The sequence below is a fragment of the Halobacillus sp. ABR2_026 genome, assembly GCF_056158545.1.
This window is the reverse complement of record NZ_JBSWTM010000001.1, coordinates 1,192,881-1,210,010: the sequence shown is the minus strand read 5'-3', so window position 1 is coordinate 1,210,010 and position 17,130 is coordinate 1,192,881. Positions and strand designations below refer to the sequence as shown.

Here is a 17,130-nt window from a genome sequence, read left to right as displayed (position 1 = left end):
TTTTAAGCGTCTATTTTCCGAGGGGAACCTTCTGTTCCTGTTTTCTGACCGAGTTTTTCTTCTACAAACTTTTCTCCGATCACCCAGTCGCGACCGACCGTAATTCCGAGGTAATCATCATCGCTCGGGTGATCAATTTCTGCCTGAGGGTGTTTTTTGAAATACCAGTGTTTCGCTAATAAGTAATAGCAAAGGGCTCCGACGCCAAAACCGACAAAGAAGGAATACGTTGAGAACGTATAGGCGAAGACACTCCCTATCACCCATGAAAGAATACCCGCCCAGTTCACGCCCCCATCATAACGGAACTGCCCTCCTTGTTTATACAAATCGTAAACGTTCATCCTCCGCTTTCTCAATAAGTAATAGTCGGCAAAAATAATACCTACAATAACAGATAGAATAGCAGCGGCAATCAGTAACACAGGAATCAACAGATTAAAGATGCTCCACGGCTGGATAACGGTTCCGACCAGACCTGCAATAAAGACCCCTGCCCAAAATGGCAGTTTCGGACCGCCCACATTTGAAAAGATTGTCGCAGCCGGAACGATATTTGCAGAAACGTTTGTCGACCACTGGGCCAGCACTATCATTAATAAAAGAATTCCTAGCACAAGGCCACTAGCAGACTCCTGGAGAGCTACGACAGGATCGAAATTGGATACAGCTATATAGGATACGGCCCCGAGTACGACAATAAAAGTCTGGGTTAGCGGCAGGGCTACAAGACTCCCGACCAGGGCTCCTTTATTTCGTTTGACCCAGTTGCGCTCAAGCTTCGGGGCTTTAATAAATCGTGATATAGAAGAAATATCCGCTGCGAGGGTTGACCAATAGCCCATATTCCCAACAACCACAACCACGAATGCTGTGAAAGCCGCTCCTCCTGTCACCGGGCTTTCCACCCATCCCCAAATGTCGCGCCCCTGTTCAGAAGCCGTTCCGGCAAGAGTGAAATACATCCAAACACCAATCAGAATGATAATGGGTGCGGCAAGGTCTGCAAACTTTTCTACAGCCTTAATACCGAGAGCTGTATTAAACAATTGGAATAAAGCAAAAAGAATATAACAAATGAACCAATTATCAAAACCAAATAAGATATTTAAAATCCCGTTTATAGCTGTTGACCCGAAGAAAGTATTAATCCCGAACCACATCGAAGCCGCTACTCCGCGGACGACGGAAGGAAAGTGGGTACCCACCGTACCAAATGGTGCTCTCATATAGACGGGAAAAGATATGCCATGTTCAATTCCTATATCAGCCGTCAACGTGATCGCAAGCCCGATTAAAATCGTTCCCAGTAACGTGCCAAGGACGACCCAGATCAAAGATATTTCCTGTACCCCTGCACCGCCTATTGCAAACGCCGCTAGAACGACAGCCATCCCGACCCACATAAAAGAAAAACCTAGGGTGCTTATTTTTTTCTCTTTATGAGGAATGGGCATTAAATCAGGGGACATTAAATGATTTGTTTTTTTGTCCATCGTTGGACTCCTCCTACCTATACCTGTTTTTTTAAAAGGCTGCCCTGCTGTTAAAGGAAGCGGGGCAGCCTACTAAACATGTCAGACGGACAGGTTACTTCTGATAAAGTTCTTCTTTGGAGGAAGTCAGTTCACCGTAGCGGGAACGTTTCAAATAATTTCCATTTCCTAACTTTCCAACGAATTCTTTGTTCTTGATGACAAAGTCGCCTCGGGATAATACACTCACCGGCTGTCCTGTCACTTTCATTCCTTCAAAAGGGTTGTAGTCAGCAGCCATATGACTCGTCTCAACAGAAATCGTCCGTTCGATATTCGGATCAAAAATGACAAGATCGGCATCAGCACCCACAGATATGGTTCCTTTCTGAGGGAAGAGACCGAACGTCTTGGCGATCTTCGTCGATGTAATATTCACAAACTCATTCAACGATATTCTCCCCTTCTTCACTCCTTCAGAGAACAGAATACTGACACGATCCTCAATGATCGGGCCGCCATTTGGAATCTTCGTAAAATCACCTTTTCCTAGGTCTTTCTGTCCTTTGAAGTCAAAGGAACACTGGTCCGAACCAAGGGTTTGAAGATCTCCTGTCTTGAGCGCTGTCCATAGGACATCCTGGTGATGCTTTTCGCGAAGAGGCGGGGACCAGACATATTTCGCTCCTTCAAAGTCAGGCTTCTCTAAATAACTTTGATCGAGCACTAAGTATTGAGGGCATGTTTCCCCCATGACGTTGTATCCTTTCTTACGAGCTTTCGCAATCGCTTCGACCGCTTCTTTACAAGTCACGTGCACTACATATAATTGAGAGTCTGCAAGCCCGGTCAATTCTGCCGCACGCCCGGTAGCCTCCCCTTCAACCTCAGGAGGACGCGTTAACGCATGATAAATAGGGTCCGTTTGACCGGCTTCCAACGCTTTGTTTACAAGATGGTCGATGACATCCCCATTCTCTGCATGGACCATGACAAGCGCTCCTAATTTCTTGGCTTGCTCTAATGTCCGAAAAAGCGTGCCATCGTCTGCTTGGAAAACATTTTTATAAGCCATGAACACTTTAAAAGATGTTATCCCTTGCTCTTCAATAACACTTGGCAGTTGTTCTAATACGCTGTCATTCATTTCCCCTATCATTAAATGAAAGCTGTAGTCGATCACCGATTTATCTTTCGATTTAGCATGCCACTGATCGATGGAATTTTGGAGAGGTTTACCCTTATCAGTCAGACAAAAATCAATGACGGTAGTAGTGCCTCCATGGGCAGCAGCAATGGTCCCTGTTTCAAAATCATCTTTGCTGACTGTACCCCCAAAAGGCATTTCTAAATGGGTATGAGGGTCGATTCCTCCTGGAAAGATGTAATTCCCTTCCGCATCTACGATTTCCGCTCCAGATGCACTTATGTTTTGACCAATCTGTACGATCTTTTCGTTTTCTATAAGGATATCGGCCTGATACGTATCAGCCGCGGTCACAATCGTTCCATTTTTAATGATTTTCTTCATTTTATCCCTCCAGATTTATTTGATCAGATTTACGTCACAGGATGAGGCAGCCCCGATTGCCGCCTGTCTTTCATTCCAAGTCATCGGTGGTTTACCGTTCGCATATTCCACCATATCAATGGCGCCATCGACCGGACATACTATACTGCACAGGTTACATCCGACACAGTCCTCTTCGCGAACCTTCAAAATATCATTTCCTTGTTCATCCTTCAGCATATCGATGCACTGGTGGGAAGTATCTTCACATGCGATATGGCACTTGTTACAGTTGATGCACACATCATTATTGATTTGCGCGACGACTTGATGATTAAGATCCAAGTTCCCCCAATCGCTATACTTTTCAACAGACTTCCCGACTAGGTCCATCACCGAATCAATACCTTTTTCATCCAGATAATGATCTAACCCCTCAACCATATCCTCGATGATGCTGAAACCGTGATGCATAGCTGCCGTACAAACCTGTACACCTGTAGCCCCCATGAGCATGAATTCTACCGCTTCTCTCCAACTGGAAACACCCCCCATGCCGGAAATAGGGACATTGATTTTAGGATGACGAGCACATTCAGCTACCATGTTCAATGCAATCGGCTTAACCGCTGGTCCGCAATATCCACCATGTGCACCTTTACCAGCAACGTTCGGAATTGTATCCCAGGAATCGATATCGACTCCTGCCAGACTGTTGATTGTATTGATCATGCTGACGGCATCTGCGCCTCCATTTACCGCCGCCTCTGCTGTAAACGTAATATCCGTTATGTTCGGAGTTAATTTTACAATCACTGGAGTTTGGGCGACTTCCTTTGCCCACATCGTTTGTTTCTCAACTAATTCCGGTACCTGACCGGAGGCAGCACCCATTCCGCGTTCAGCCATCCCGTGCGGACATCCGAAATTTAATTCAAGTCCATCCACGCCGACATCCTCTACCCTTTTTACAATTTCATGCCATTTCTCCTGGGTAGGTTCAACCATCAATGACGCGATGATGGCATGATCTGGAAACCTTTTTTTCGTTTCATAGATTTCTTTCAAATTCACTTCCAGGGGCCGGTCTGTAATCAGTTCAATATTATTAAAGCCTGCCACTTGTTTTCCATTAAATCCAACAGCAGCAAAACGAGAGGATACGTTCAAAATTGGTTCTCCAAGCGTCTTCCAGACTGCCCCGCCCCAACCTGCTTCAAAGGCACGCTGGACTTGATAACCCGAGTTTGTCGGAGGCGCAGACGCTAGCCAATAGGGGTTCGGTGATTTGATCCCTGCAAGATTCAAACTTAAGTCAGCCATGTATGTTCCTCCTTGTTGAATGGTTTGTAGGCATTCGTCGGCTCAGGTGCCAGTTGTTTGTGAATCGCCATCGCTGCTTCCTTTCCTTGTTGCGCAGCGGTAACGACCATCGCTTCTCCCTGTCCTTTGGCGAAGATGACATCTCCCGCAGAAAATACTTTCGGATTCGATGTTTGCAAAGTTTGCGGATCGACTTTGACTACCCCTCCATCATGCTCAAGTCCAAATCCATCAATAAGATCGGTATATCGGCTCTGCCCGATGGCTTTAATCACAGCGTCCACTGCCATGACGAACTCAGAGTTTTCGACTGGAGAAGGACGGCGGCGCCCATCTGCATCCGGTTCGCCAAGTGCCATCTTCACGCATTTGAGGTGTGTGACTTTCCCATTTTCGTCACCTATGATTTCAATAGGTTGAGTCAGCCAGTTGAATTCGACATCATCCTGCTTGGCAAAGTCATATTCGAACTCATAGGCCGTCATTTCATTCCTCGTCCGACGGTAGACGATTTTTACATCACCCGCACCTTTCCGAGCAGCACAGGTCGCTGCGTCAATCGCCGTATTACCGGCACCGACAACGACTACATTTTTTCCAAGCAGTTCATCAGTGATCGATCCAGACTTTGTGCTTTTTACAAACTCGATGGCATCGTGAACTCCTTCCAAGCCTTCTCCTTCAATGCCAAGCATCGGAACATTGCCCATCCCGATCGTCAACACAATGGAGTCGTAATCATTCGTCAACTCGTCAAATGAAACATCAGTGCCCACCCTTGTATTCGTTCGTATTTCAACATCCAGCTTCTCGACCTGGTCGACTTCCCAACGAGAAATATCCTGTGGAAGACGGAAGGAGACAATTCCATAAGTATCCAGACCACCTGCTTCAGCTTCCGCTTCAAAAATGGTCACATCATAACCGAACCTCGCCAATTCTCTAGCTGCTGCTAGTCCCGCTGGACCTCCACCAACGACCGCTACTTTCTTCCCGTTCTTTTTGCCGGGCTTGAACAATAACTGTTCATTCTTTATCGCCCAGTCTGTAGCGAAACGCTGCAGATCACCGATTAAAATAGGTTCTGTCGAGTGATTTAAAACGCAGGCCCCTTCACACAACTCTTCGGTTGGGCATACCCGGGCGCATGTCGCCCCAACTGGATTGGACGACATAATCGTGGTAGCCGAACCTTTTAAATTCCCTGAAGCGATTTTCTTAATAAATTTCGGGATATCAATACCTGTTGGACAGGCTTGAATACAGGGGGCATCATAGCAATATAAACAGCGGTTTGATTCTTCCATCGCTTCCTGAGCATTCAGCCCATCATGGACTTCCTCGAAGTTCAGCTTCAAATTTTCCAATGAGATCCCTTTGCTCTTTAACTGGGTCAAGATGTTTCCCTCCTTTGATTAACGCGAGGCTCATTCACATACCTCCTAATAAAAAAGTTCCACATAGAGAAAATGTTTCATTTTCTTTTGCTCTATGCAGAACTTCTACTTTGTGTCTGATTGAAAGGTTTAAGGGAGAAGCTCAACCATGTTTTCATAGGTTTCCGGGCGACGGTCACGATAGAACTGCCAAGTGTCACGCACTTCCCGGATAAACTTCTTGTCCATCTCTGCGACGAGAACCTCGTCCTGGTCACGGCTGGCCGTTGCAACAAAGTTCCCCCGTGGGTCGACAAGGTAAGATTGTCCATAAAATTCTCCCATATTCCACGGTCCTTCATAACCTACACGGTTGATAGCTCCAAGGTAATATCCATTCGCAACCGCATGAGCCGGCTGCTCGAGTTTCCACAGGTACTCAGAAAGTCCTGCCACTGTCGCAGAAGGGTTGAATACGACTTCTGCTCCGTTTAAACCTAGGACTCTGGCACCTTCTGGAAAATGACGGTCATAGCAGATGTAGACCCCGACTTTTGCAAAAGCCGTGTCAAACACAGGATAACCGAGGTTTCCTGGCTTGAAGTAATATTTTTCCCAGAATCCGTGCCCCTTGTCCCCTACCGCGACCTGTGGAATATGATGTTTTCGGTATTTCCCTAGGTAGGACCCATCTGCATCAATGACAGCAGCTGTGTTATAGTAGGTAGCTATTCCTTCTTTTTCATAAATAGGAAGAACAATGACAACACCAAGCTCTTTCGCAAGTTCCTGGAAACGGATGGTCGTCGGACCATTCGGAATCTCTTCTGCAGAGTCATACCATTTTGAATTTTGCTCCGAGCAAAAGTATGGACCGTAGAAAATTTCTTGAAGGCAGATGATTTGCGCCCCTTTTTCCGCAGCTTCTTTCACTAGTTTGATATGTTTCTCGATGGAGTGTTGTTTATGAACCTCTACAGGTTCACTCCCATCCACATCGTGTGAAGCCTGGATCAAACCGATTTGGACTTTATCAGACACCGTAATTCCTCCTTATGTAATCCTTTTTTGTTGTACTTGAAATCAAATCCCCCAAGATCCTGATTTCTTATCTCCATGACCACCTCCTGATGTTTTAATTTTCTTTATTTACAGAATTTTTAAATAACTAATTTAACTGTACAATAAAAAATGAAAAAAACCATTATACAAAATGTTAAATGTTGCTTTCTGTGATTAGTTTTTCTGTAGGCTCTGTTAAAGTTTAGTGTTGATATTACTGCAATAAGGAAATTCCAATTTTATATTTGGCTTATTCAACGAAAGCTCCCTTTTCTTGAAGACTTTATTTCGAGATGCTCCAGGGATTCATTGCCTAGTTGAGCGTCAGGGGTGGCTGGGAAGCTACTCGCTTTCCTGTGGGGGAGTGGCGAGCTTCCTCGGGCTACGCCCTGCGGGATCTCGCCGATCTCCTTTCTCCCACGGGAGTCTCGCAGCTTCTCAACCACCCCATTCAATCATGCGAGAATTGAACCCTTTCAGCAAGAAGGACCACCTTCCACTATTACTACCTATAGTAAGAAAGTGCTCTATAACAAGTGGTTATGAGCTCCATCCATACGATGGAGGTAAGGGATACAGCTCTCCATTCGTATAGTGAGCGCCTACTTCTGAAAGTGATTTCGAGACACTTATATGGCAAAGGGGGGGAGGGGAATGGTGAGACTCCTGCGGGAAGAGAGTGCTTGGTGAGACCCCGCAGGACGTAGTCCGAGGAGGCTCACCGCGCTCCCGCGGAAAGCGAGCTATTCCCCGCAGCCCCCATCCACTCAACAAAAGTCTCGAAACGGAGCCTCCAACAATCCTTCCCTATAGCGAAAGGCTCCGTTTCGAAATAATAATCCAACAATATTCAAAATTTGTGGATGAATGAAGGAAGTGCGCGAAATTTCAAAGTTCCGCGCACCAATAGCTCAGTACCAGCGTTGTGTCAGCATTTTACGCTTTGTATAGAAATTGAGGCCGTCTTTACCATTGGCATGAAGATCACCATAGAAAGACTTTTTATTTCCAGAGAACGGGAAGAACGCCATTGGGGCAGGTACGTTGACGTTGACACCAAGCATACCGGCATCCATCTCTTCTCTGAATTGTTGTACTGCTTTGCCACTTGTCGTGTATAGGACGGCCCCATTAGCGAATTCAGATTTATTTGCCGTTTCGATCGCTTCATCAAGCGTATCGGCACGTACAATACTTAGAACAGGGGCAAAGATTTCATCTTTCCAAATCTTCATATCATCCGTTACGTAATCAAAAATCGTGGCACCAAGGAAATAACCAGACTCATTCTCACGGAGTTCCACCCGACCATCACGGACAAGTTTCGCGTTATCCTGTTCTCCGGCTTCGATATAGCCAAGAACGCGCTCACGGTGGGAATCGCGAATCAATGGACCGAGGTTTGTTTCCTCATCCAAACCATTTCCTACATTTAAATGGTCAGCCGCTTCTTTTAATTTGGCGACAAGATCATCGGCTACATCCCCCACCGCTACGACTACAGAACAAGCCATGCAGCGCTCACCTGCACTTCCGAAAGCAGCATTAATGATACCTTCTACCGATTTGTCTAAGTTACAATCAGGCAGAACGATGGAATGGTTTTTTGCACCGGCCAGCGCCTGAACCCGCTTGCCATGGTTGGCCGCCGTTTTGTACACATATTCAGCGACAGGTTGAGATCCGACGAACGATATAGCGTCCACTTCGTCATGCTCAAGCAATCCGTTTACAACATCATGAGCACCATTGACGACGTTAAGAACTCCTTTAGGAAGCCCCGCTTCATGTATAAGCTCAACGAGCATTTTCGCGAGTATCGGAGTACGTTCAGAAGGTTTCAGCACAAATGTATTTCCGCACACAATGGCGAGCGGGAACATCCACAATGGCACCATCATCGGAAAGTTAAATGGGGTGATTCCACCAACGACCCCGACAGGATAACGATACATTCCTGAGTCAATCCCTTCCGCAATATCTGGAAGGACATCGCCCATCATAAGACTTGGTGCTCCAGCTGCAAATTCGACACATTCAATGCCTCGCTGCACTTCACCTGTCGCATCTTTCATCGTCTTCCCATTTTCCTGTGTAAGAGCCTTTGCCAGCTCTTCGCGATTTTCCACCAACAATTGATGGTATTTGAACATCACTCTTGCCCGCTTCGGTACCGGAACCTTTTTCCATGTCTTGAATGCTTCCTTTGCTAATTGGACGGCTTTATCTACATCCTCTTTCGATGATATAGGAACTTGTGCGATGATCTCGCCTGTTGCGGGATTGGGTACGTCTTCCGTTTGCCCGTCTTTGGAAGGTACCCACTCCCCGCCAATGAAGTTTTGAATGGTCACCTGATTCTTTTTCGAAAATGTTGTCTCCATTTTTTCACCTCTACTCGTAGATTCTGTTCCTTTTCACCCTTCCCAATATATTATAAATTCAGAAAATTCCATCATCAATGGACGAAATGTCAAATCTAGCCTCCGTAGACTTAACAAAATGACCTCCCCACCAGACCAGTAGATATATTGGATAATACTGGATGACCCGGGCATCCTAATATTGGGTGACCAGGTCATCCAGTATTATCCAGGAGGAGATTTGTATGGGCAATGAAAAGAAGGAAATACAGCCGGAGCAGCATCAGAATCGTCAACCGGGGTTTGAGCATGAAATGAAACCACTGCCGGTCTATCTGGATCCGAGTTATAAAGGCAGTGGGAAGCTTGCCGGAAAAGTCGCGGTCATTACGGGAGGTGACAGCGGTATTGGACGTGCAGTCAGCCTATACTTCGCGAAAGAAGGAGCCGATCTTGCTGTTATGTATTATGACGAACAGGAAGATGCTGAAAAAACGAAGGATTTAATAAAAGCGGAGGGACAAATCTGCCGCCTTTACAATGGAGATATCGGGAGTGCTTCTTTTTGTGAGGAGACTGTCGAGGAAATTATGAATGACTTTGGCCAGATCGATATTCTTATCAATAATGCTGCTGTGCAGTTTCCCCAAAAGGACCTCACTGCCGTTACGAATGAACAGCTTGAAAAAACTTTCCGTGTGAATTACTTTTCTTTTGTTTATATGACCAAAGCGGTTCTCCCTCATTTACAAAAAGGAAGCTCGATCATCAATACATCATCTATTACTGCCTATGAAGGAAACGAGCAATTGATCGACTACTCTTCTACTAAGGGGGCCATTACGGCGTTCACCCGGTCGCTGGCTAAATCGGTGGTCAGTAAAGGCATTCGCGTCAATGGTGTTGCACCAGGCCCAGTTTGGACACCCTTGATTCCTGCAAGTTTTGACAGGCAGAAGGTGGCGGAATTCGGATCGACTAATCCTATGGGACGTCCAGCACAACCATATGAACTGGCTCCAGCGTATGTCTACCTGGCAAGCAGCGATTCTACATACGTAACCGGTCAGATGATTCATGTGAACGGCGGAGTACCTGTAAATGGATGAAGAGAAGCAATGGTTAAGCTTCTCTTTTCCCTTGATCGGAAAAGAATCATGATATAATGAGCCCAACTTACCTAGGAAAGTTGGTGCCCCATGGTTAAAAGTATTTGTCACTGCTTCAGTAACCAGGAAGAACTCATGCAAGGAACAACAACAAAGAAAACCTATCACGTTTTTTGCATTGTATCCGGAGAAAAAGGTGCTGTGGAATTCAGCTTTCGCTCAGACTATATAGATCACGAATCCCCTGCCCCCTTCACGAAATTTTATAATGTTCGTCAGGAATACGAAGAAGATGGAGAGACGTCAAAAAGAATAAGAGTTCATAGCAAACAAGCCCTTGCTGAAAACAATGAAGATCCTGCAGAAAAGTCTTTCTTAAGAAGCCATGAACTTTTCTACTCCTATAAAGTTGGTCTTCACTTACATAAACTGCAATCTTTTAAAAATAATACCGATGACTACTTGAGGACCATTCATTCTAAAGACTTGTATGATGAAATGAAAGCTGTTTACTCCAATATTTTCAAAGAATCACCGAGAAAACTGGAAAATGACCACTGGATGGTCCTTGTAGACTGATCTCTTGTTCAGGTTGGAATCACAGACCATCTACAACTGGCATAGGCTATTGAGGATATAAAGTAAAAACAGGAGGAAAATGTATGTACTCCAACTTCAATCATGCCTCATATGGATATGGCTACCCATATGGGGCAAGTCCTTACTTCCCTTATGCCCGGTATTCTCATCCGGTGACTTACACAAATCACACCTTTGGCTACGCGACAAGACAAACGATCAGCGGTCAAGCTACATGGACAGATGGCGGGGCCGTTACGAAGTGTGGAATTCCGTGGTCAAGCAACCGTTTCATGACAGCTGCTGTCGGGCAAAACGCCCCTTATCAATGCGGACAGACGATAAAAGTAAAAAACCCCTCAAACCAACGAGTCGTTCTCGTTACAGTTGTTGATCAGGTCCCAGGTTTTCCAGAAACTAAAATTAACCTTCATAGAAAAGCGTTTGAAACTCTCGGAGCAAATGTAGATGCCGGGATTATCAATGTAGAAATTACACCAAATCCACAGCTGGAAGAAGAGAAGTGGGGAAAATACCTATTGGAAATTGCACAATCTGCCTACCCGAACTACCAGCCAACCGATTATAATAAGGTAAGTGAATCCGAGCCGGAACCTAATCAGGTAAAAGAGGTTTACAAATTCGTCATGCAGTCCCCTCAAGAAACGATGAGTATTGAAGGAACTGTCATTTATAACCCTGCTACGGATCGAATTCTATCGATCAATTTCAAGGAAGTATAAGCAGTGGCATAAAAAAAGCACAACTCCTCCACAAGATGGGGAGTTGTGCTTTTTTTATTTATGTATTTTCATCATCCGTGCCCCCATACTCCCCTTAGAACATACACCCTGCCATCCATCGTCTTCCATCAGCCGAATAAAAAGAAGTGACGCAGCCCCTCCATGGATGAGAAACTGCGCCACTCCGGCACTTAGTATGGATGATTCCGATTGGGCTCGAACCAACGACCTCCACCCTGTCAAGGTGGCGCTCTCCCAGCTGAGCTACGGAATCCTATGTAGAATTTTGTCGTCTTTTCGCTGACAAATATTAATATACTATGGAAGATAAAGAGTGTCAATAAAATTTTAAGAGTTTTTTAAGTTTATGTAAAAGCCTCTTTTTAACTGTTGTTCAATCGGTCATACTAAGAGTCATACGACAAACAAAGAAAGTTGGTACAGGTTATGAACAAAGGAAAGGTTTGGATCAACTTGAGAGACAGTTTTTGGTTTCTCCCTACCATCTACAGCTTCTTGTCGATCCTAGCTGTTGCCCTGACTGCGCTCATCGATCAGTGGATCGTCGCTCAATACAAAGAGTCTATTCCATCCCTACTTTTGACAAAATCAGAGGTAGCTCAAACATTATATGGATCCATGGTCACTTCAATCTTGACTATGACAACGATCAGTTTTTCAACCATCATGGTGGTACTTACGACGTATACCACTCAATTCTCCCCACGGACGTTACAGGACTTTATGAAAAGCCGCGTTACCCAGCATGTATTAGGGGTCTTTTCTTTTGGTTTCATTTTTTCACTGATCAATCTTTTCCTTTTAGGGAAGGAACCTGGACTTGGATTGGTGAGTCCTTTACTTACAGTCATTGTTTCTATTGTCTGCCTTGCCTTTTTCATATTGTTCATCCACCACTCTTCACGGTTCTTAAAAGTGAATAACTTGATTGGAACCATTAGAAAAAGTACTTCTACACTTATCACTCAAACGTTCCGGGATAAAGAATACAAAACGGCAACCGAGTGGAACGATAAATGGCCGGAACTGAATTCAGCCCAAGCATCTGTGATCCCTGCATATAAATCGGGGTATGTTCAAAATGTCCAGTATGGGTCTCTGATCAAATGGGCAAGTAACAAAAAAGTTGTTATGGAAACCGGATTTTTGATGGGAGAATACGTGCAGAAAGGGATGCCTCTCTTCTTATATTGGGACTCTTCAACTCAGGAACAGGAAGATGTAAAATCAGCTGCTTCTTTCGTCCTGATCGGGAATGAACGGATCGATACACAGGACGTGGAATTTTCGATTCAAAAACTTGTGGAAATTGCCGTCAGAGCCATATCTCCAAGCCTCAATGATCCACACACCGCATCCAATTGTATCAATCGGATTGGCTCGCTGCTTATTGAACTTCAATCGGTGTACGAGCCTATTCGATATTATATCGATGAAGCTGATGACCTCCGCCTGATTGCACAGCCGAAGCCGTTTGAAGAATATTTATACAAGAGTTTCTACCAAATAAAGATTTATGGCCATCACGATATATCGGTCATGAATAGTGTGCTTGAATCGCTATACAAAATTGCATATTTAGGAGATGAAAGCAGTAGAGAGGATGTATGGACATTCGGAAAAACGATCCTCAATGCTGTCGATGTAAATACGCTCGATGAATTGGACTGCCAACGTTTTAATGATCAAGTGAAGAAATTAGCGGATGCTTGCCATAAAGAAATCAGCCTGAAAGAATAAAAAAGAGGAGCATTCGTAAAGAATGCTCCTCTTTTTTATTTAGTGATTCCGATTGGGCTCGAACCAACGACCTCCACCCTGTCAAGGTGGCGCTCTCCCAGCTGAGCTACGGAATCGTATGTAGGAATATGTTTCTTGCTGACAAAGAATAATATACTACGATTCATCGATTGTGTCAAGACTTTCCCCATACCCATTCATAGTTCCCCCTTCCCCCATGATTTATCACATTCATCCAGACGAAGCAGTTTCAAAAAAAGTCTCTCCCGGATGTTAAAAAGATTGGATTTAATCTCTGGAAGCTACCTTTATCTTCCACGCATCATCTTTTCAACTTTTTCGACAATTATATGATAAAATGATTAGTGGAACGTTTATTAGAAAAATTTTGTGGGAAAGCCTAAGTGAACTTTCCATGCTGTGAGGAGGTGGTCAGAATATGGGCAGAGACGGATCCATGACAGAATATACAATTGAAAGCCAATACTTACAGGAGACCATGACTTTAAGGGTATACACTCCTGAAAATTTCTCTCCATTATATAAATACCATTTCTGTATTATGCAGGATGGAAATGACTATTATTCTATGGGGCGGGCGGCAACCTTGAGTGATCGTCTGCATAAAGAGGAAAAAATTGAAAACACGATTTTCATCGGCATCCATTATAATGACAAGTATGACCGCCAGGACAAGTATCATCCGGACGGAAAAAAACAAGGAGCCTATGTAAACTTCCTTATTAGAGAAGTTGTTCCTTTCCTTGATGAAGAACTCCCAGGCTATTACATGGGACGTGGCCGTACACTTGTCGGTGATTCATTAGCAGGTACGCTTGCCTTAATGACAGCGGTGAAATTCCCGAATATATTCGGCAACGTCATCATGCAGAGCCCTTACGTAGATGAACATGTCAAAGAGGTCGTTCACGCGACGAAAGACTTTTCTTCTCTCTCCATTTATCATACGATCGGGATCGAAGAAACCGATGTTGAAACGACAGAAGGAGCGAGAAAAAATTTTCTCGAACCAAACCGGGAGCTTCGTGATTTCCTGAACCGCCAGGCTCTTGCCTATACGTATCATGAACTGGATGGGGACCACACATGGGGGACATGGCAGAAGGATTTTGAGAGCGCTCTATTGAAAATGTTTAGTAGAGATTAGAGATAATGAGCAAACAGGAGGGTGAATCTAATGAAATACGGAATAGCAGTTTTTCCATCAAAAAAAGTACAGGATGTGGCGAATTCATACCGCAAGCGTTACGATCCCCACTATGCGTTGATTCCTCCACATATTACGATGAAGGAAGCTTTTGATGCAGAAGAGGAAGAAATAGAAAATAAAATCATTCCAGAATTGCAGGAAATTGCAAAAAACACCGAGCCTTTTTCATACGGTGTTTATAAAGTCAGCTCTTTCTCACCGGTTACGAATACGATTTACTTGAAGATCGAACCATCGGATGAAATTTTCGAATTGAATGATAAGCTGCACGCTGGAGAACTTCCAGAAGAAAAAGACTTTACTTTCGTCCCTCACATTACAATTGCACAAAAATTGTCAGATGAAGAATTTTCGGATGTTTATGGAAGCCTGCGTATGCTTAAGTTCGATTTGAATGATAAAGTTGATCGCTTCCAGCTGCTTTATCAATTGGAAAATGGAGCTTGGAGCGTTTACGAAACTTTCCGTCTCGGAAAAGGGTGACGTTCTGTGAACATCATAAAAGCAAAAAATAAACAAGAAAAAGACGACGCCTTCAACGTACGACGAGTCGTCTTTGTAGAAGAACAGCAAGTCCCTATCGACCTTGAGATCGATGAGTACGATGAGAGTGCCATCCACTTTGTAGGATACGAAAACCAAGTTCCTGCTGCCGCTTCCCGCCTGCGTTTCGTCCAGGGATTCGGGAAGCTTGAGCGGATTTGTGTAGTCAAAGAGCAACGTGGTCATTCTTTTGGGAAGCAAATGATCGCTGCAATGGAAGACGTCATTCGTGAGTATGCATTTGATAAAGCTAAATTAAATGCCCAGACCCACGCAGAAGCGTTCTATGAATCTCTTGGATATGTGACGATATCGGATCCTTTCATCGATGCCGGCATCCCTCATGTCACAATGGTAAAAAAACTATAAACTCTAAAAAAAGAAACCTCGGAATTCCGGGGTTTCTTCGTTTATCTTCAGGACCTTTTGTCTAGAATAAAACGTATAGGCTAGAGATAAGGGTCGTGAAAATCAATGGATTATTTACAAATTACTGTAGAAACACTTTTTGGATTTGCTGCTCTGTTCATCATGACGAAAGTGCTTGGCAAATCACAGATCACCCAGATCACAGCATTTGATTTCATTGCCGCTCTGGTGCTCGGTGAATTAGTTGGAAACGCACTGTACGATAAAGATGTCGGGGTCATGGATATCGGGTATGCGATTTTATTATGGAGTATCCTTATCTTCACCACAGAAATAATCACACAAAAATTCAAAGGAACGAGAAAAGTTTTGGAAGGAAGTCCTTCACTCGTCATTTATAAGGGAAGGATCGACCGCGACCAGCTTAAAAAAAACAAGCTGGACCTCAATCAGCTCCAGCATCTGCTGCGTTCGAAAGAAGTATTCTCCCTGCAGGAAGTCCAGTATGCTGTCCTTGAAACAGATGGAACGATCTCGGTGTTAAAAGCCTCTCAATACCAGAATGTCACCCGTGATGATATGAATCTCTCTCCCCGTCATGTTCCTCTTCCCCGTACGATCATTAGTGACGGCGAAGTTATCTGGGACAACCTAAAGGAAGCCGGTTTGGACAAAAGTTGGCTGGAAGACCAACTGAGGGCGCAAAACTTCAAGGACCCATCCGAAGTTATGTATGCTGAGCACAAAGAGGGCGAGCGGGACTTATACGTTATTGGTTTGTCACAAAAAAGCTCCACGTATGATTCATGATGCGGTCCTCGATGAGGCCCGCTTTTTTTAATCCCATCAAATAAGCGGTAACCGCCGTACGGAATAACAACCATTGAGAGAGACCACGTACTTCAATCTCGTACTGTTCACACATCTCAGCAACAACGGTCTCATGCGTTATTATCCCTTGATCAGCGACGTGTCGATATAGCCATGCTGAAAGCTCCTTGTGATAGTCGATATTGTTTTGGATGGTTGCCGACGGTTCAGACTCGAATTCCCCATGCCCGGGAACCGCCCCTTTACAAGGAATTTGCAAGAGGCGTTCCAGGCTGTGGAGCGTTAATTGAAAATCAGTGATAAAAGGAATTCTATGCTTCCTTAAGGTTTCTGAGCTGAAGTACCCATCGGCTGCATATAAAATCCCATCGACTTTTAACGCCAGCTGATGATAACTATGGCCAGGAATATGATACACTTCCGCCTGTATGGGCCCGAACTGAACCTTCCCCTCTGAGATGATCTCATCCACACGGATGGATGGACCTTCTACAAATTTATTATGAAGTTCCGGGAGCGGTTCAACTCCCCCGAATAAGTAAAGGGGTTCTAATTCGGGGTTCCTTAAGATCGCCTCTTCAAAAACAGGTGCGACTGTATGTACATCATAATTCTCCTGGACAAAACGCGCTCCGCCATAATGATCGGCATGGGCATGGGTAATAAAAAGGTGCGTCAAAGGAAGCCCTCGTTCTTCAAGCTCCTTGAGCACCTTTTTCACAGAAGAAGCATCAATTCCAGTATCAATCAATACCCCTTCTTCCCCCATTCCATATACGTAGCCAATATTAACTGCTCCCTTATAATAATAACAAGATTCATTCAACTGATGAAAAGACATGCACACGACTCCTT

15 protein-coding genes and 2 tRNA genes are annotated in these 17,130 nt (G+C 44.5%); 8 read left to right on the top strand and 9 right to left on the bottom strand.

Annotation, left to right across the window (positions count from 1 at the left end; translation table 11 throughout):
• Positions 1-2: 2 nt before the first annotated feature.
• The 6 genes from ACXADE_RS06180 to ACXADE_RS06155 form a co-directional block, all read right to left on the bottom strand.
• Positions 3-1,496 (bottom strand): NCS1 family transporter, encoded by a 1,494-nt coding sequence (locus ACXADE_RS06180; protein ID WP_474979610.1) that lies wholly within the window; start codon positions 1,494-1,496, stop codon positions 3-5.
• Positions 1,497-1,590: 94 nt separating this feature from the next.
• On the bottom strand, positions 1,591-3,006 hold the full coding sequence (hydA, locus tag ACXADE_RS06175) for a dihydropyrimidinase (RefSeq protein ID WP_474979609.1): 1,416 nt from the start codon (positions 3,004-3,006) through the stop codon (positions 1,591-1,593).
• A 15-nt stretch (positions 3,007-3,021) separates the two neighbouring features.
• Positions 3,022-4,308: an NAD-dependent dihydropyrimidine dehydrogenase subunit PreA gene (gene preA / locus ACXADE_RS06170; protein WP_474979608.1), complete on the bottom strand. Its 1,287-nt coding sequence runs from the start codon at positions 4,306-4,308 to the stop codon at positions 3,022-3,024.
• Entirely contained in the window at positions 4,296-5,705 is a 1,410-nt protein-coding gene (locus ACXADE_RS06165) for an NAD(P)-dependent oxidoreductase (RefSeq protein WP_474979607.1), read from the bottom strand. Before ACXADE_RS06165 ends, preA begins: the two co-directional genes overlap by 13 nt.
• 129 nt (positions 5,706-5,834) lie before the next feature.
• Entirely contained in the window at positions 5,835-6,725 is an 891-nt protein-coding gene (locus tag ACXADE_RS06160; protein WP_474979606.1) for a nitrilase-related carbon-nitrogen hydrolase, read from the bottom strand.
• 932 nt (positions 6,726-7,657) lie between these two features.
• Positions 7,658-9,130, bottom strand: coding sequence for a CoA-acylating methylmalonate-semialdehyde dehydrogenase (locus tag ACXADE_RS06155; protein ID WP_474979605.1), 1,473 nt, complete (start codon positions 9,128-9,130; stop codon positions 7,658-7,660).
• Positions 9,131-9,354: 224 nt separating this feature from the next.
• Between ACXADE_RS06155 and ACXADE_RS06150 the strand changes: the two genes are divergently transcribed.
• The 3 genes from ACXADE_RS06150 (at position 9,355) to ACXADE_RS06140 (ending at position 11,540) form a co-directional block, all read left to right on the top strand.
• Entirely contained in the window at positions 9,355-10,218 is an 864-nt protein-coding gene (locus ACXADE_RS06150; RefSeq protein WP_474979604.1) for an SDR family oxidoreductase, read from the top strand.
• A gap of 90 nt (positions 10,219-10,308) precedes the next feature.
• A complete protein-coding gene (locus tag ACXADE_RS06145; protein ID WP_474979603.1) occupies positions 10,309-10,797 on the top strand; it encodes a hypothetical protein in 489 nt (162 codons plus the stop codon).
• Positions 10,798-10,880: 83 nt separating this feature from the next.
• Positions 10,881-11,540 carry a DUF3889 domain-containing protein gene (locus ACXADE_RS06140; RefSeq protein ID WP_474979602.1) on the top strand — a complete coding sequence of 220 codons (660 nt, stop codon included), beginning with the start codon at positions 10,881-10,883 and terminating at the stop codon, positions 11,538-11,540.
• Between the two features lie 201 nt (positions 11,541-11,741).
• Here ACXADE_RS06140 and ACXADE_RS06135 read toward each other — a convergent pair.
• Positions 11,742-11,814: transfer RNA gene (locus ACXADE_RS06135), tRNA-Val, on the bottom strand.
• A gap of 173 nt (positions 11,815-11,987) precedes the next feature.
• On the opposite strand from ACXADE_RS06135, the gene ACXADE_RS06130 reads away from it, so the two are divergent.
• The gene (locus ACXADE_RS06130) at positions 11,988-13,301 is read left to right on the top strand and encodes a DUF2254 domain-containing protein (protein WP_474979601.1); all 1,314 of its coding nucleotides are present in this window, start codon (positions 11,988-11,990) and stop codon (positions 13,299-13,301) included.
• 43 nt (positions 13,302-13,344) lie between these two features.
• Here ACXADE_RS06130 and ACXADE_RS06125 read toward each other — a convergent pair.
• Positions 13,345-13,417 (bottom strand) — tRNA-Val (locus ACXADE_RS06125).
• A gap of 323 nt (positions 13,418-13,740) precedes the next feature.
• Here ACXADE_RS06125 and ACXADE_RS06120 point away from each other — a divergent pair.
• The 4 genes from ACXADE_RS06120 (at position 13,741) to ACXADE_RS06105 (ending at position 16,254) form a co-directional block, all read left to right on the top strand.
• Positions 13,741-14,469: an alpha/beta hydrolase gene (locus tag ACXADE_RS06120; protein ID WP_474979600.1), complete on the top strand. Its 729-nt coding sequence runs from the start codon at positions 13,741-13,743 to the stop codon at positions 14,467-14,469.
• Positions 14,470-14,499: 30 nt separating this feature from the next.
• Positions 14,500-15,015, top strand: coding sequence for a 2'-5' RNA ligase family protein (locus tag ACXADE_RS06115; RefSeq protein ID WP_474979599.1), 516 nt, complete (start codon positions 14,500-14,502; stop codon positions 15,013-15,015).
• Positions 15,016-15,021: 6 nt separating this feature from the next.
• Positions 15,022-15,444: a GNAT family N-acetyltransferase gene (locus ACXADE_RS06110; RefSeq protein ID WP_474979598.1), complete on the top strand. Its 423-nt coding sequence runs from the start codon at positions 15,022-15,024 to the stop codon at positions 15,442-15,444.
• A gap of 105 nt (positions 15,445-15,549) precedes the next feature.
• Complete coding sequence (locus ACXADE_RS06105; protein WP_474979597.1) at positions 15,550-16,254, top strand: YetF domain-containing protein; 705 nt, start codon at positions 15,550-15,552, stop codon at positions 16,252-16,254.
• Here ACXADE_RS06105 and ACXADE_RS06100 read toward each other — a convergent pair.
• Positions 16,214-17,116, bottom strand: a complete 903-nt coding sequence (locus ACXADE_RS06100) for an MBL fold metallo-hydrolase (RefSeq protein ID WP_474979596.1) — start codon at positions 17,114-17,116, stop codon at positions 16,214-16,216. The genes ACXADE_RS06105 and ACXADE_RS06100 overlap by 41 nt on opposite strands.
• Between the last annotated feature and the right edge of the window lie 14 nt (positions 17,117-17,130).

Bases quoted from the DNA above. Each gene is read 5' to 3' on its own strand.
- ACXADE_RS06180 (WP_474979610.1), bottom strand. From the start codon at position 1,496: ATGGACAAAAAAACAAATCATTTAATGTCCCCTGATTTAATGCCCATT.
- hydA (WP_474979609.1), bottom strand. From the start codon at position 3,006: ATGAAGAAAATCATTAAAAATGGAACGATTGTGACCGCGGCTGATACG.
- preA (WP_474979608.1), bottom strand. From the start codon at position 4,308: ATGGCTGACTTAAGTTTGAATCTTGCAGGGATCAAATCACCGAACCCC.
- ACXADE_RS06155 (WP_474979605.1), bottom strand. From the start codon at position 9,130: ATGGAGACAACATTTTCGAAAAAGAATCAGGTGACCATTCAAAACTTC.
- ACXADE_RS06150 (WP_474979604.1), top strand. From the start codon at position 9,355: ATGGGCAATGAAAAGAAGGAAATACAGCCGGAGCAGCATCAGAATCGT.
- ACXADE_RS06145 (WP_474979603.1), top strand. From the start codon at position 10,309: ATGGTTAAAAGTATTTGTCACTGCTTCAGTAACCAGGAAGAACTCATG.
- ACXADE_RS06140 (WP_474979602.1), top strand. From the start codon at position 10,881: ATGTACTCCAACTTCAATCATGCCTCATATGGATATGGCTACCCATAT.
- ACXADE_RS06130 (WP_474979601.1), top strand. From the start codon at position 11,988: ATGAACAAAGGAAAGGTTTGGATCAACTTGAGAGACAGTTTTTGGTTT.
- ACXADE_RS06120 (WP_474979600.1), top strand. From the start codon at position 13,741: ATGGGCAGAGACGGATCCATGACAGAATATACAATTGAAAGCCAATAC.
- ACXADE_RS06115 (WP_474979599.1), top strand. From the start codon at position 14,500: ATGAAATACGGAATAGCAGTTTTTCCATCAAAAAAAGTACAGGATGTG.
- ACXADE_RS06105 (WP_474979597.1), top strand. From the start codon at position 15,550: ATGGATTATTTACAAATTACTGTAGAAACACTTTTTGGATTTGCTGCT.
- ACXADE_RS06100 (WP_474979596.1), bottom strand. From the start codon at position 17,116: ATGTCTTTTCATCAGTTGAATGAATCTTGTTATTATTATAAGGGAGCA.